We start from the raw sequence: 13,402 nt of genomic DNA, 5'->3' as shown, positions 1-13,402 counted from the left end.
GATGACCGAGAAAAAGAAGATCACCGTTGCCGAACTACGCAGCCAGCGCTGGTTCGGCGCATCTGGTCAACCGGGCAATCACAAGTCCTACCGCACCAAGCAGATGGGCTATACGAGCGAGGATTTTCAGGGCAAGCCGGTGATCGGCATCGTCAATACCTGGTCCGACCTTAACTCGTGCCACACGCATTTTCCGCAGCGGGTGGAGGAGGTGAAACGCGGCATCTGGCAGGCGGGCGGTTTTCCGGTCGAACTGCCGGCGCTCAGCGTCGGCGAGACCTATGTGCGGCCGAGCACGCTGATCTATCGCAACCTGCTCGCCATGGACACGGAGGAAATTCTCCGCTCGCACCCGATCGATGGTGCCGTGCTGATGGGCGGCTGCGACAAGACAACGCCGGCGCTGCTGATGGGCGCGGCGAGCATGAACATCCCGGCGATCTTCGTGCCGGCCGGCGCGATGCTCTCCGGTCATTTCCGCGGCCAGCGCAATCTCGGCACCGGGTCGAGCACCTGGGCGGCGCTCGCCGATTTCCGGGCGGGCAAGATCGACGAGAAGACCTGGCGCGGGTTCGGCGAAGGCACGGCGCGTTCGCCCGGCACATGTAACACGATGGGCACGGCCTCGACCATGACCTCGCTTGCCGACGTTCTCGGCGTGTCACTGCCCGGAGCAAGCTCTATTCCGGCCGTCGATTCCACCCATTCGCAGATGGCGAGTATGGCGGGACGGCGGATCGTCGAGATGGTCTGGGAGGATCTGCGGCCGCGCGATGTCGTGAGCCGGAACAGTTTCCTCAACGCCGTCGTCACCGACATGGCGCTGTCAGGTTCCACCAATTCGTTGATCCACCTTATCGCCATGGCGCGGCGGCTCGGGCTTGAGCTGACGCTGGATGATTTTTCTGCTGCTGCGGAGGCCGTGCCGGTCATCTGCAATCTGCAGCCGTCCGGGAAATTCCTGATGGAGGATTTCTATTATGCCGGCGGGTTGAGAGCTTTGCTCTCGGTGATCAAGGATCATCTCGATCTCTCTTGCATGACGATTACCGGCAGCACGCTTGGCGACGAGCTGGAAGGTTTTGCGCCTTACAATGACGATGTCATTCGCCCGGTCAGCAATCCAATTTATGCGGCAGGTGGTCTCGTCGTTCTGAAGGGCAATCTTGCGCCGCGCGGAGCGGTGCTGAAGCGGGCGGCGGCGAGCCAGAAGTTTCTGCAGCACACCGGTCCGGCCGTCGTGTTCAAGAATTTCAAGGACATGCTGGCGCGGATCGACGATCCCGACCTCGAAGTCACCGAGGACAGCGTGCTGGTTCTGCAGGATGCAGGGCCGACCGGAGCGCCGGGCATGCCGGAATGGGGCATGCTGCCGATCCCGAAGAAGCTCCTCGAAAAAGGCGTGCGCGACATGGTGCGGATTTCCGATGCGCGCATGAGCGGCACGAGTTACGGCACCTGCATCCTGCATGTCTGTCCCGAAAGCCGTGTCGGCGGGCCGTTGGGGCTCGTGCAGGACGGCGACATGATCAGCCTCGATACCGATGCGCGCAGTCTCGATCTGCTGGTTTCCGAAGAGGAATTCGCCAGACGCCAAGCCGAATGGGTGCCACCGCCACCGCATTACGAACGGGGTTACGGCGCGCTGTTCTCGCAGCATGTGCTGCAGGCGGATGAGGGCTGCGACCTCGATTTCCTGGCGAAATCCGGCGAAACGTCGGATCCCGAAGCTCGTTTTTCGTAAAGGACCGTCAACATGGCCAAGACCGGGCAGGGTATAACAGGCGGACTGACAAACTACGGCGATCCGCGTTTCGCAGCCTATCTCAGGCGCTCTTTCGCATCGTCGATGGGCTATTCCAAGACCATGCTGCAAAAGCCGATCGTCGGGATTACCTGGACGGCGAGCGGCTTCAACAATTGTCATCGCGGTGTGCCGGATCTGGTCGAAGCCGTGAAGCGCGGCGTGCTCTCGGCCGGTGGTCTGCCGCTGGAGTTTCCGGTTACGTCGCTCGGCGAGGTTTTCCTCAATCCGACCAGCATGGTTTTCCGCAATCTGATGGCCATGGATGTGGAAGAAATGGTCCGCGCTCAGCCGATGGATGCAGTCGTGCTGGTCGGTGGTTGCGACAAGACGCTACCGGCGCTCACCATGGGCGGCATTTCCGCCAACAAGCCGGCGATTGTGCTCGCCACCGGGCCGATGATGACGTCGCGTTATCAGGGCGAAAGGCTCGGAGCCTGCACCGACTGCCGCCGCTTCTGGGCGCGTTATCGGGCTGGGGATATCGAAGACAAGCAAATCGATCAGGTCGAAGGTTCGCTTGCCACCACGGCCGGCACCTGCGCGGTGATGGGCACCGCAAGCTCGATGGCGATCATGCTGGAAGTCATGGGGCTGATGTTGCCGGGTACCGCCGCGATCCCTGCCGTGCATGCCGACCGGTTGCGTGCTGCCGAGGCTTCCGGCGTGGCAGCCATGGAACTGGTCGAATCCGGCCGGACCTTCAAGGACATCATCACTCAGGCGACGATCGACAATGCGGTGAAAACGCTGCTGGCGATCAGCGGCTCGACCAATGCGATCATCCATCTGGCGGCGATCGCCGGGCGGCTTGGCCTCAAGGTCGATCTTGATGCGCTGAACGCCATTTCCGATGCGACGCCGGTTCTGGTCGACCTGAAGCCGACCGGCGAAGCCTATATGGAGGACTTCTTTTACGCCGGCGGCGTCGGCGGGCTGTTGCGCCGGCTCGGCAATCATCTCGACCTCACGACGACGACGGTCACCGGTGAGAGACTTGCCGATCTGGTGCCGAGTGAAGACGGCTGGATCGACAGCAAGGTCATCCGGCCGGTCGACAATCCGATCCGTGCCGATGGCGGGTTGATCTCGCTGTTCGGCAATCTGGCGCCGAAGGGTGCAATTCTGAAGCGCGCTGCGGCCGATGAAAACCTGTTCGAGAAGACGGGCCGGGCGGTGGTGTTCGACGGGCTGGAAGATCTTTCCAACCGCATCGACGATCCCGATCTCGATGTGACGGAAGACGATATTCTTGTCTTGAAAAATGCCGGGCCGAAGGCCTGCGGCATGCCGGAATCCGGCTATCTGCCGATCCCCGCCAAGCTCGCCCGCAAGGGTGTGAAGGACATGCTGCGCATTTCCGATGCGCGAATGAGCGGCACGGCTTACGGCACGATCATCCTGCATATTTCGCCCGAAGCCGCCGCCGGTGGTCTGCTGGCGAAGGTCCAATCCGGAGACATGATCCGGCTCAGCGTCAAGGAGCGGCGGCTGGAGCTTCTGGTGGATGAGGCGGAGCTTGCGGCTCGCGTTCCGACACCTGCGCCGCCGGCTGAAAAGCGTGGCTGGCTCGGGCTTTACAATCGCCATGTCACGCAGGCTGAAGAAGGCTGCGACTTGGATTTTCTGAAGGCCGGCTACTGAGTCACCTGAAGGTGATATCTGTCGTAGATTTATGTTGCCAATATTGTTGACAAAATAGATGCCGTCTATGATGCTTCATTCTGGGATGGAGCGTCGGGCGGAGAAGCGCAGTCGCTCAAGGGCGACTGGCGGCTTTGGCAGTGCAGTCGGTAGAGCGCGAGAGCGCTCGATGGAAAAGCGCCAACGCACCTCAAAGGGAGAGAGGATGTACGAGCAGACGCTCAGTTTTGCCTGGTTGTCGGAGGCTTTCGATCAGCTTCTCGATGGCGCGTGGCTGACGATCCTGCTGTCGCTGCAAGCGATCGTGCTCGGCTGTCTGATCGCCATTATTGGTGCTTGGGCTAAGTCCTCGGGGCCGAGATGGCTGGGCATCGTCTTCGGCGTCTATGTGGAAGTGATCCGCAACACGCCCTTCCTGTTGCAGCTTTTCTTCTTCTTTTTCGGCCTGCCGACGCTCGGCATCTATCTTTCGCCGACCAATACGGCGCTGCTCGCCATGGTCGTCAATCTCGGCGCCTACGCGACGGAGATTATTCGCGCAGGCGTGGAATCCGTGCCGCATGGGCAGACGGAAGCGGGGGCGGCTCTCGGGTTCGGGCCTTTCCAGGTGTTTCTCCTGATCGTGCTGGTGCCGGCGCTACAGGTCATTTATCCGCCGCTGGCCGGCCAGTTCACGATGATCCTGCTTGGTTCGAGCCTGGCGGCGGCGATCTCGGCGAACGAGTTGACGTCGGTTGCGAACAGTATCGCCTCGGCGAATTTTCGGACAATCGAGGTCTATGTGGTGGTGACCTTCATCTACCTCGTCATCGTCTTCGCATTCCGTATCCTCTTTGCGGTCTGCTACAATCTCTTCCTGGCCCGCGGCCCGCGTGAACGCATGGGTGTGCTGTGATCCATCAGCTCGGTCCCAACGACTTTCTCTACATCCTGTCGGCAACCCGCTGGACGCTGCTGCTCTCCGCCTTCGCGATCGTTGGCGGGGCCATCGTCGGTCTCCTTCTGGTGACAATGCGACTTGTGACGTTTCGCCCGCTGGGCTGGCTGGCGATCGGTTACGTGCAGTTCTTCCAGGCGACGCCGCCTTTGATGCAGCTGTTTCTGGTGTTTTATGGCGGCAGCCTGTTCGGCATCCGCTTCGAGGCCTGGACGGCGGCGCTGATAGCCTTCTCGCTCTATTCGTCGGCCTATCTCTGCGACATCTGGATTGGCTGCATCCGGGCGATACCCAAGCATCAATGGGAGGGTTCGCGGGCGCTGAGCTTTCCGGAGCCGCTGACGATCCTGCTTGTCGTTGCCCCGCAGGCGCTGAAGATTTCGGTGCCGCCGACGGTCGGTTTTCTGGTGCAGCTGATCAAGACGACCTCGCTGGCCGCGATCATCGGCTTCGTCGAGCTCGTGCGGGCCGGGCAGTTCATCAACAATTCGACGCTTCGGCCGCTGATCGTCTACGGCTTCGTCGCCTGTATCTATTTCGTTCTTTGCTGGCCGCTCTCGCTCTGGGGCCAGTCGCTGGAAAGGAAACTCGGTCGCAGCCAGAAGCGAGCCTGACCGAAGAGGCGATCGGCCGGAGGAGGCCTGTCGCCGACAAGAACCCTTGGAGGAGGATGGCATGAAAAGATTATTGGGAATGGTTATCTCCGTTTGCCTCGGCGCGGTCGGTCTTGCCGCCACCGCTGAGGCGCAGGACTTGAGCGATATCATCAAGCGCGGCGAGATCGTCGTCGGCGTCGACATGACGACGCCGCCCTGGGGTTATCTCAATGCCCAGCAGCAGCCGGACGGTTTTGGCGTGGCGCTTGGCCAGCAGCTCGCCGACAGCCTGAAGGTCAAGCTGAAGGTCGAGCAGGTCACCGGCCCGACCCGCATTCCGACGCTGCTTGCCGGCCGCGCCGATGTGATCATCTCGACCCTGTCGATCACCGCCGAACGTGCCGCGCAGGTCTGGTTCACAAACCCTTATGCGCCGAACGCGCTGGTGCTGATCGCGCCGCAAGCGAAGAAAGTCGCAGGCTTTGCCGATACCGCCGGCATGAAGATCGCCGTTCCGCGCGGCTCGCCGCAGGACCAGATCGTCACGGCGAATGCGACCAAGGCGACCATCCTGCGTTTCGATGACGATGCCGGCTCTTTGCAGGCGCTCGTCACCGGCCAGGCCGATCTTCTCGGGGCCGGCATGCTCGTTCCGCCGGCTCTGAACCAGATGGATCCCGGCAAGAGCTACGAGGCGAAATTCACCCTTAGCAGCCCCTATATGGCGATGGCGGTGGCGCCTGGCCGCACCAACCTCCTGAACTATCTCAACACTTTCCTGTTCCTGCAGAAGCAGAGCGGCAAGCTGGAAGAGATTTCACAGCAATACCTCAAGGTCACGCTCGGCCAGTTGCCGACGCTCTGACCGGGTCCTGGTATCATAAGGCCGGGCTGGATGGCCCGGCCGCTTCCTGCGGATGATGCGATATGGCGAAAGATCTGATCGTTCTCGATCCCTTTCCGCGCACGGTGGAAGCCGTGTTCGACACGCAGCAGTTCGCGCGGTTGGAAGGGCTGGGTGAGATCGTGCGGATCGATAGTCGCAACGATCCCGCTTCGCTGGATGCGGTGATCGATCGAGCCGTTGCGATCATCGGTCAGCCGGATTTGGCGGAGGAGCGGTTGAGGCGGGCCGGGAAGCTGCGGACCGTCATCAATATCGAAGGGAATTTCTTCCCGAATGTCGATTACGATCACTGTTTTCAGGCGGGGGTCTCTGTTCTCTCCATCGCGCCGGCTTTCGCGTATCCGGTTGCGGAAATGGCGATCGGGCTGGCGCTCGATCTGGCGCGCGGAATTACCTCAGCCGATGCCAGTGTCAGGACAGGCGGTGAGGTCTATGGCTCGCGGGGAAATGCACATGCGGGGCTGATCACCCGCTCGACGATCGGCATTATCGGCTTCGGTTCGATCGGCCGGGCCATTCGCAGATTGCTAACGGGATTTTCAGTCAAGATACTCGTCCACGATCCGTGGCTGCCGGCAGGCGCGATCCGCGAGGAGGGCTGCGAGCCTGTGGCGCTGGAAGAACTGCTTTCACGCTGCGATACGGTTTTCGTCTCCGCTGCGGTGACGTCCGAAAACCAGCATCTTCTCGATCGCACGACGCTCGAACTCATGCGGCCGGATGCGGCTTTGGTGTTGGTCGGCCGGGCAGGGATCGCCGATTTCGACGTGCTACTCGATATGGCGGACAAGGGAAGGCTGAGGATCGCGACCGATGTCTTTCCGACGGAGCCGATCCCGGCAGACGATCCGATCCGCCGCTCGAAAATCCTGCTGTCCCCGCATCGCGCCGGCGGCATGCGGGCGGCACTTTCCACCGCTGCCGAGATGATCCTCGACGATCTCGCACTGATACTCGCCGGGCTTCCACCGGTGCGGCTTTTGCAGGCTCGCCGGGAGACCGTCGGCAAGATGCGCAGCAAGCCGGCGAGCTACCGATGACACACCAGTTTTATCCCGAAGTCCGGAGATCCGCATGACGAATGCCATGCCCGAAAACGCCATCGTCCTCGAACACGTCAACAAGCTGTTCGGCGCCTTTCAGGCCCTGAAGGATGTCAGCCTGACGGTGAAGCGCGGCGAACGCATTGTCATCTGCGGGCCTTCCGGCTCCGGCAAGTCGACGCTGATCCGATGCATCAACCAATTGGAAAAACACCAAAGCGGCAAGATCACCGTCGACGGTATCGAGCTCAACGGTGAGACGCGGCGGATGAACGAGGTGCGTCGGGAAGTCGGCATGGTGTTCCAGCAGTTCAACCTTTTCCCGCATCTGACGGTGGCGGAAAACTGCATGCTGGCGCCGCGCTGGCTGCGCAAGATGGACCGCCCGGCGGCTCGCGCGCTCGCGATGAAATATCTGGAACGTGTTCGCATCCCGGAGCAGGCTGACAAATATCCGATCCAGCTTTCCGGCGGCCAGCAGCAGCGTGTGGCTATCGCTCGCGCGCTCTGCATGAACCCCAAGGTGATGCTGTTCGATGAGCCGACTTCGGCGCTCGATCCGGAAATGGTCAAGGAAGTGCTGGACACGATGGTGTCGCTTGCCGAGGACGGGATGACGATGATCTGCGTCACCCACGAAATGGGCTTTGCCCGACAGGTCGCCAACCGGGTGATCTTCATGGATCAAGGACAGATTATCGAGGAGAACGAACCGGTCGAATTTTTCCAGCGGCCGAAACATGCCCGCCTGCAGCTTTTCCTCAGTCAGATCCTGCATTGAGGAAAACGCCGCTATTCTTCCATATTGAATATTCTCCTGCGGATCGCCATTTTAGGGTCACATCCGAAAACCGAAGGAGGAAAGCATGACGACGTCCACCGAACGTGCCGTTTTGGCAGGCGGTTGCTTCTGGGGCATGGAAGATCTGGTCCGCCGCATTCCGGGCGTGATCTCCACCCGTGTCGGCTATAGCGGCGGCGATGTGAAGAACGCCACCTATCGTAATCACGGCACCCATGCGGAAGCCCTCGAAGTGATCTTCGATCCGGCCAAGACGAGCTATCGCGATCTGCTGGAATTCTTTTTCCAGATCCATGATCCGTCGACCAAGAACCGCCAGGGCAACGACCTGGGCACCAGCTACCGCTCGGCGATCTATTATGAAAACGACGCGCAGAAGGCTGTTGCCGAAGACACGATCGCCGATGTCAACGCATCCGGCCTGTGGCCCGGCAAGGTTGTCACGGAAGTCGAACCGGTCGGCGATTTCTGGGAAGCGGAGCCGGAGCACCAGGATTATCTGGTCCGTTATCCGAACGGTTATACATGCCACTTCCCGCGTCCGAATTGGAAGCTGCCGAAGCGTGCCAATGTGGCCGCCGAATAACGATTGCTGACATTGTCCGATATTGCGCCCGGTTGGCTTTGCCCGCCGGGCGTTTTCGTATCTGCTACCAGCGCAGCAGGCGGGGGCCGGTGAGGGCACCAAGACCGCCGACGAGAAGAATGCCGACCGAATACCAGATCAACACGAAGGGCATGCCGTTTTCGGTGCAGAACCAGGAATAGACCCAGGCGCCGGCAGCACCGGCAGCGATGCCGGCGATGAAACCGGTGAGACGCAGATCGGTCGGCGCGCCGCGGCGCAGCACCCAATTGATGCCCGCAAAGATCGGCAATGCAAAGCCGAAGATCAGGAACGGGCAATGAAGGGCCGACGAGCCGAAGATCATATGATTGTAGGTTTGTGGCGGCGCGACCATCAACTGGATGGCTGCGACGATTGCCATGGCAAGGAAGATCGCTGCGAGCGTTTTGAAGAAGCGGCCCTGGGACCCATCCGGCCGCGCCAGATGGTAGGTCGCCCACAACGCGGTGATGGCGATCAGGGCGTTATAGGCGGACTTGATCCAGAAAACCGGCAGCATCAGCGCCTGCGCCATGTCTATCCGCAGGCCAACGATCGTCAGCATCAGCAGAAGCGAAACGAACAGCGCGGGCAGCACGCCCATCAGGAAACGGCCACGCAGCGCGTCGCGCTTCACGGGCTTCAGGCCGCTTGCCAGGCTGTTGATGATATCGTCCGTGTCTCTCACGATCCGCCTCGCAATTTCTCTCCCAGTGCCTTGAGGGCTCGGTGAATGTTCACCTTGACCGCCGATTCCGACTGGCCGGTGCGGCTGGCGGTATCGGCGACCGATTGGCCTTCCAGTTTCACCTGCCGGATCAGTTCCTGCTGTTTGGGCGTGAGGCCGTCGAGCAGCCGCTCGACATCCATGCGCGCCGTCAGAGCGTCTTCGCTGAAATCGCTTTCGATCTCTTCGTTCAGCTCGATCTCGACCAGCCTGCGTCCGCCGCGGCCGCGATGGTGGTCGATCAGCTTGTAGCGGGCAATCGAGAAGAACCAGGCCGTGAAGGGGCGGTCGCGGTCATAGGTCGACCGGCGTGAATGCAATGCCAGCAATGTCTCCTGGACCAAATCTTCCATGTCCGCTTTCGTCGCCGCGCCCATGCGCCGGCCGTAATATCCGACCAACAGGACGCGCAGGGCGGTGAGCAAACGCCGATAGGCTGCCTCGTCCCCGTCAAGGGAAAGAAGCATCAAAGCTTTCAGGGCTTCTTCCGAATGGGCTGTCGTCATGCTGTTACGGAGTTCATTCGAAGAAGCACGTAAATGGTTACAGGGAGAAGTAAAAATAAAAGCGGCATCACAGGTCTATCACATGGGCGTGAAGCTGTAACGCTTTTCCATCTCGCCTCGAATGATTGGATGTGAGCCCTCGGCAACCAGTCGGCGGACACGATACACAATCCGAGGAGAACCTCCATGACCAAGATCATTTCCGCCGTTGCAGCCTGCACCTTCGTTATCGGCCTTTCGCTGGCCGGCGTTGCTTCCGCCCAGGACGCCATGAAGTCCGACACGATGAAGAAGGACAACATGCAGAGCGGTGCCATGTCGAAGGACAGCATGAAGACGGATGCGATGAAGACTGGCGGCACCAAGGCCGACTGCATGCACAAGGCCGGCATGGAGAAGGATTCGATGAAGAAGTCCGACATGATGAAATCCTGCGACGCCATGAAGTAATCCTCGTCGCGGCCGCTGAAACTTTTCTAACGGCGGCCGCGTGCTCTCTTTCGACGGACCTCATTCATTCCGGAGACAATCATGGCGACGATCGATGCCGGTATGGAAACCGGCCGGACGCTCATCTACCGACACAGCCTTCTCGTTCGCCTGTCCCATTGGGTGAACGTGCTGTGCCTGACCGTGCTGCTGTTCAGCGGGCTGCAGATTTTCAACGCGCATCCTTCGCTCTATTGGGGGCAGTATGGTGCCGACAACGATCCGTCCTTCATCGCCATGGAAGGGGTTCAGGACGGCGATCAGGCTAAGGGTCTGACGCATGTCGGGCCTTTCACCTTCGACACGACCGGGTTTCTCGGTGTTTCGAATGTCGATGGCGAGCCTACGGCACGCGGTTTTCCGGCCTGGCTGACCATTCCGAGCTATCAGGATCTCGCAACCGGGCGGCGCTGGCACTTTTTCTTCGCCTGGCTGTTCGTCATCAACGGTTTCGCCTATCTCGCCTATGGTTTTCTCAGCCCGCATTTCCGCCGCGATCTGGTGCCTGCAGGTAAAGAGCTGACGCCCGCGCATCTTGGCCATGAAGTGGTCAACCATGCCCGGCTGCGGTTTCCGAAAGGGCCGGAGGCACGGCATTACAACACGCTGCAGAAGCTAACTTATCTGGCGGTGATCTTCCTGCTTCTGCCGCTGATGATTGGAACGGGGCTGACGATGTCGCCGGGCTTCGATGCGATGGCGCCCTGGCTGCTGGATCTGTTCGGCGGCCGGCAATCGGCCCGCACCATCCATTTCCTGACGGCCTTCTCGCTCGTCGCCTTCGTCATCGTGCATGTGGCGATGGTCATCCTGTCGGGCGTCTTCAACAACCTGCGTTCCATGATCACCGGCTATTACGCCATCGAACCGGAGGAAAAACAGTGAGCCGCCTCATCACCCGCCGCCGTTTCCTGATCGGTTCGACGCTGACCGCCTCCGCGCTCGGGTTGAGCGGTTGCGATGCGCTGGTCGAAAGCGACCGGACGAAATCCGTTCTGAAGATCGCAGAAGGGTTTTCGATGAAGACCCAGCGCTTCCTGCTTGGCGATAATGCCTTGGCTCGGGAGTTCACCGAGGCCGACTTGTCGCCGGTGTTTCGTGCCAATGGCACCAGTATGCCGGACAATCCGCAATATGCGGACTGGATGAACAGCCAGTTCTCGACGTGGAAACTGGAAGTCGGCGGCCTGGTCGAGAAACCGACACAGTTTTCGCTGGCACAGCTCAAGGCCATGCCAGCGCGAACCCAGATCACCCGGCACGACTGTGTCGAAGGCTGGAGCGCGATAGGCAAATGGACCGGCGTGCCGCTCGGCGCGCTGCTGCAGACCGTCGCGCTGAAGCCTGAGGCGCGTTACATCGTCTTCCACTGTGCTGACGAATACGAAAAGACGCTTGATGGAACTGGCTGGTATTACGAAAGCGTCGATCTGGTCGATGCCTTTCATCCCCAGACGATCCTTGCCCATTCGATGAACGGCCGCGATCTGGAAGTGGCGCACGGAGCCCCGTTGAGGCTCCGGGTCGAGCGGCAGCTCGGTTACAAGCAGGCGAAATACCTGACCCGTATCGAGGCGGTGGCCGATCTCGGCCAGCTTTACGGCGGCAATGGCGGTTTCTGGGAAGATCGCGGCTATGAGTGGTATGCAGGCATTTGAGACTTTGCGTCGGAGGCTTCAGGTGCAGATCTGCCGCTCTCCTTCGTCATGCTTGGGCTTGTCCCGAGCATCTATCCACGTCCAATTTGTCGAGATGGCTTAGCTCCTCGGCACAAGGCTAAGGATAACAACCTCCTCTGGCGGAGCACTATCCGTCAGCGAAAAAGGCCCGGCGTTTCCGCCGGGCCTCATTTTGTTTTGGATGCCTGAGCAATCTTAGGCGAGCGTGTAAGCCGTCTTCACCACGGTGAAGAACTCGTTGGCATATTTGCCCTGTTCGCGCGGACCGAAGGACGAGCCCTTGCGGCCGCCGAACGGGACGTGGAAATCCACACCGGCGGTCGGCAGGTTGACCATGACCATGCCGGCTTCCGAGTTGCGCTTGAAGTGGGTCGCGTGCTTCAGGCTGGTCGTGGCGATGCCGGCCGACAGGCCGAATGGGGTGTCGTTGGCAATCGACAGCGCTTCTTCGTAGTTCTTGGCGCGAATGACCGAGACGACCGGGCCGAAGATTTCTTCGCGGGAGATGCGCATCTGGTTGGTGGCTTCGGTGAAGAGCGTCGGCTGCAGGAAGAAGCCGGGCGTGTCGCGCTTGACGACTTCGCCGCCGAAGGCAAGCTTTGCGCCTTCGGTCTTGCCGATCTCGATATAGTCGGTATCGGTCTTCAGCTGCTTTTCGTCGACGACCGGGCCGATATGGCTGCCGGCCTTCATGGCGTTGTCGACATTGAGCGTCTTCAGCTTTTCGGTGAGTGCCGCGACGAATTTGTCGTGGATGCCTTCCGTGACGATCAGGCGCGAGGATGCCGTGCAGCGCTGGCCGGTCGAGAAGAAGCCGGAGTTTGCTGCTGCTTCAACGGCGACGCTAAGGTCGGCGTCGTCGAGCACGACCATCGGGTTCTTGCCGCCCATTTCCAGCTGGAACTTGCGGTTATGTTCGATGGAGGTCAGCGCGACGCGCTTGCCGGTGCCGGTCGAGCCGGTGAAGGTGATACCGGCGAGGTCCGGGCTGTCGAGCATGGCCTGACCGACGACCGAGCCACGGCCCATGACGAGGTTCAGCACGCCCTTTGGCAGGCCGGCGCGGTGCAGGATATCGACGATTGCCCAGGCGCAGCCCGGTACGAGATCGGCCGGCTTCAGGACAACCGTATTGCCGTAGCAGAGCGCCGGAGCGACCTTCCAGGCCGGAATGGCGATCGGAAAATTCCACGGCGTGATGATGCCGATGACGCCGAGCGGCTCGCGGGTGATCTCGACGCCAATGTTTGGACGTGCGGACGGGACGATTTCACCGGTCAGGCGCAGCGCTTCGCCGGCAAAGAAATCGAAGATCTGGGCGGCGCGGGTGACTTCGCCGATCGCTTCCGGAAGGATCTTGCCTTCTTCGCGGGCGAGGAGGGCACCGAGTTCTTCCTTGCGGGCAAGGATCTCGTCGGAAGCTTTGCGCAGGATCGCATGACGCTCCAGAATGCCGGAACGCGACCAGGCCGGGAAGGCGGCCTTGGCGGCGGCGATCGCCTGCTTGGCGTCTTCGGCCGAGCCCTGGGCGTACATGCCGACGACATCGTTGGTATCGGACGGGCTGATGTTCTTGGAGGCTTCGGTGCCGACCCATTCGCCGGCGATCAGGTTCTGGTAGATGGTCATGGACCTCTCCTTTTCATGTGAAAGGTCCCGTT

The 13,402-nt window shown here is 60.8% G+C and carries 14 protein-coding genes; 11 read left to right on the top strand and 3 right to left on the bottom strand.

What is annotated here, in order from left to right; translation table 11 throughout:
* Nucleotide 1: 1 nt before the first annotated feature.
* The 8 genes from araD to msrA all read left to right on the top strand — a co-directional run bounded on the left by araD (nucleotide 2) and on the right by msrA (nucleotide 8,319).
* On the top strand, nucleotides 2-1,744 hold the full coding sequence (gene araD, locus KX729_RS15550) for an L-arabinonate dehydratase (protein ID WP_219743381.1): 1,743 nt from the start codon (nucleotides 2-4) through the stop codon (nucleotides 1,742-1,744).
* Between the two features lie 12 nt (nucleotides 1,745-1,756).
* The gene (locus KX729_RS15545; RefSeq protein ID WP_219743380.1) at nucleotides 1,757-3,448 is read left to right on the top strand and encodes a dihydroxy-acid dehydratase; all 1,692 of its coding nucleotides are present in this window, start codon (nucleotides 1,757-1,759) and stop codon (nucleotides 3,446-3,448) included.
* Between the two features lie 205 nt (nucleotides 3,449-3,653).
* Nucleotides 3,654-4,343: an amino acid ABC transporter permease gene (locus KX729_RS15540; protein ID WP_219743379.1), complete on the top strand. Its 690-nt coding sequence runs from the start codon at nucleotides 3,654-3,656 to the stop codon at nucleotides 4,341-4,343.
* Entirely contained in the window at nucleotides 4,340-4,999 is a 660-nt protein-coding gene (locus tag KX729_RS15535) for an amino acid ABC transporter permease (RefSeq protein WP_219743378.1), read from the top strand. Before KX729_RS15540 ends, KX729_RS15535 begins: the two co-directional genes overlap by 4 nt.
* Before the next feature lie 61 nt (nucleotides 5,000-5,060).
* Entirely contained in the window at nucleotides 5,061-5,846 is a 786-nt protein-coding gene (locus KX729_RS15530; protein ID WP_219743377.1) for a transporter substrate-binding domain-containing protein, read from the top strand.
* 62 nt (nucleotides 5,847-5,908) lie between these two features.
* Nucleotides 5,909-6,928, top strand: coding sequence for an NAD(P)-dependent oxidoreductase (locus KX729_RS15525; protein ID WP_219743376.1), 1,020 nt, complete (start codon nucleotides 5,909-5,911; stop codon nucleotides 6,926-6,928).
* Nucleotides 6,929-6,962: 34 nt separating this feature from the next.
* Nucleotides 6,963-7,712: an amino acid ABC transporter ATP-binding protein gene (locus tag KX729_RS15520; protein WP_246617624.1), complete on the top strand. Its 750-nt coding sequence runs from the start codon at nucleotides 6,963-6,965 to the stop codon at nucleotides 7,710-7,712.
* A gap of 85 nt (nucleotides 7,713-7,797) precedes the next feature.
* On the top strand, nucleotides 7,798-8,319 hold the full coding sequence (msrA, locus tag KX729_RS15515; protein WP_219743375.1) for a peptide-methionine (S)-S-oxide reductase MsrA: 522 nt from the start codon (nucleotides 7,798-7,800) through the stop codon (nucleotides 8,317-8,319).
* Between the two features lie 64 nt (nucleotides 8,320-8,383).
* Here the strand turns inward: msrA and KX729_RS15510 are convergent, their stop codons facing one another.
* Both KX729_RS15510 and KX729_RS15505 read right to left on the bottom strand, forming a co-directional pair.
* Complete coding sequence (locus KX729_RS15510) at nucleotides 8,384-9,028, bottom strand: NrsF family protein (protein ID WP_219743374.1); 645 nt, start codon at nucleotides 9,026-9,028, stop codon at nucleotides 8,384-8,386.
* The gene (locus KX729_RS15505) at nucleotides 9,025-9,573 is read right to left on the bottom strand and encodes a sigma-70 family RNA polymerase sigma factor (protein ID WP_219743373.1); all 549 of its coding nucleotides are present in this window, start codon (nucleotides 9,571-9,573) and stop codon (nucleotides 9,025-9,027) included. Before KX729_RS15505 ends, KX729_RS15510 begins: the two co-directional genes overlap by 4 nt.
* Before the next feature lie 186 nt (nucleotides 9,574-9,759).
* Between KX729_RS15505 and KX729_RS15500 the strand changes: the two genes are divergently transcribed.
* From KX729_RS15500 to KX729_RS15490, 3 genes are all read left to right on the top strand, one after another.
* A complete protein-coding gene (locus tag KX729_RS15500) occupies nucleotides 9,760-10,023 on the top strand; it encodes a pentapeptide MXKDX repeat protein (protein WP_219743372.1) in 264 nt (87 codons plus the stop codon).
* 81 nt (nucleotides 10,024-10,104) lie between these two features.
* Nucleotides 10,105-10,947 (top strand): cytochrome b/b6 domain-containing protein, encoded by an 843-nt coding sequence (locus KX729_RS15495; protein WP_219743371.1) that lies wholly within the window; start codon nucleotides 10,105-10,107, stop codon nucleotides 10,945-10,947.
* Nucleotides 10,944-11,720 carry a molybdopterin-binding protein gene (locus KX729_RS15490; RefSeq protein WP_219743370.1) on the top strand — a complete coding sequence of 259 codons (777 nt, stop codon included), beginning with the start codon at nucleotides 10,944-10,946 and terminating at the stop codon, nucleotides 11,718-11,720. Before KX729_RS15495 ends, KX729_RS15490 begins: the two co-directional genes overlap by 4 nt.
* Before the next feature lie 216 nt (nucleotides 11,721-11,936).
* Here the strand turns inward: KX729_RS15490 and KX729_RS15485 are convergent, their stop codons facing one another.
* Complete coding sequence (locus tag KX729_RS15485; protein ID WP_219743369.1) at nucleotides 11,937-13,370, bottom strand: aldehyde dehydrogenase family protein; 1,434 nt, start codon at nucleotides 13,368-13,370, stop codon at nucleotides 11,937-11,939.
* Between the last annotated feature and the right edge of the window lie 32 nt (nucleotides 13,371-13,402).

The organism is Neorhizobium populisoli, assembly GCF_019430945.1.
In the GTDB taxonomy this organism is placed as follows: Bacteria; Pseudomonadota; Alphaproteobacteria; order Rhizobiales; family Rhizobiaceae; genus Neorhizobium; species Neorhizobium populisoli.
This window is presented reverse-complemented; position numbering and strand designations above follow the sequence as displayed.

What these genes read in the sequence shown, in the direction of transcription:
- araD (WP_219743381.1), top strand. Translation starts at nt 2, where the DNA reads ATGACCGAGAAAAAGAAGATCACCGTTGCCGAACTACGCAGCCAGCGC.
- KX729_RS15545 (WP_219743380.1), top strand. Translation starts at nt 1,757, where the DNA reads ATGGCCAAGACCGGGCAGGGTATAACAGGCGGACTGACAAACTACGGC.
- KX729_RS15540 (WP_219743379.1), top strand. Translation starts at nt 3,654, where the DNA reads ATGTACGAGCAGACGCTCAGTTTTGCCTGGTTGTCGGAGGCTTTCGAT.
- KX729_RS15530 (WP_219743377.1), top strand. Translation starts at nt 5,061, where the DNA reads ATGAAAAGATTATTGGGAATGGTTATCTCCGTTTGCCTCGGCGCGGTC.
- KX729_RS15525 (WP_219743376.1), top strand. Translation starts at nt 5,909, where the DNA reads ATGGCGAAAGATCTGATCGTTCTCGATCCCTTTCCGCGCACGGTGGAA.
- KX729_RS15520 (WP_246617624.1), top strand. Translation starts at nt 6,963, where the DNA reads ATGACGAATGCCATGCCCGAAAACGCCATCGTCCTCGAACACGTCAAC.
- msrA (WP_219743375.1), top strand. Translation starts at nt 7,798, where the DNA reads ATGACGACGTCCACCGAACGTGCCGTTTTGGCAGGCGGTTGCTTCTGG.
- KX729_RS15505 (WP_219743373.1), bottom strand. Translation starts at nt 9,573, where the DNA reads ATGACGACAGCCCATTCGGAAGAAGCCCTGAAAGCTTTGATGCTTCTT.
- KX729_RS15500 (WP_219743372.1), top strand. Translation starts at nt 9,760, where the DNA reads ATGACCAAGATCATTTCCGCCGTTGCAGCCTGCACCTTCGTTATCGGC.
- KX729_RS15495 (WP_219743371.1), top strand. Translation starts at nt 10,105, where the DNA reads ATGGCGACGATCGATGCCGGTATGGAAACCGGCCGGACGCTCATCTAC.
- KX729_RS15485 (WP_219743369.1), bottom strand. Translation starts at nt 13,370, where the DNA reads ATGACCATCTACCAGAACCTGATCGCCGGCGAATGGGTCGGCACCGAA.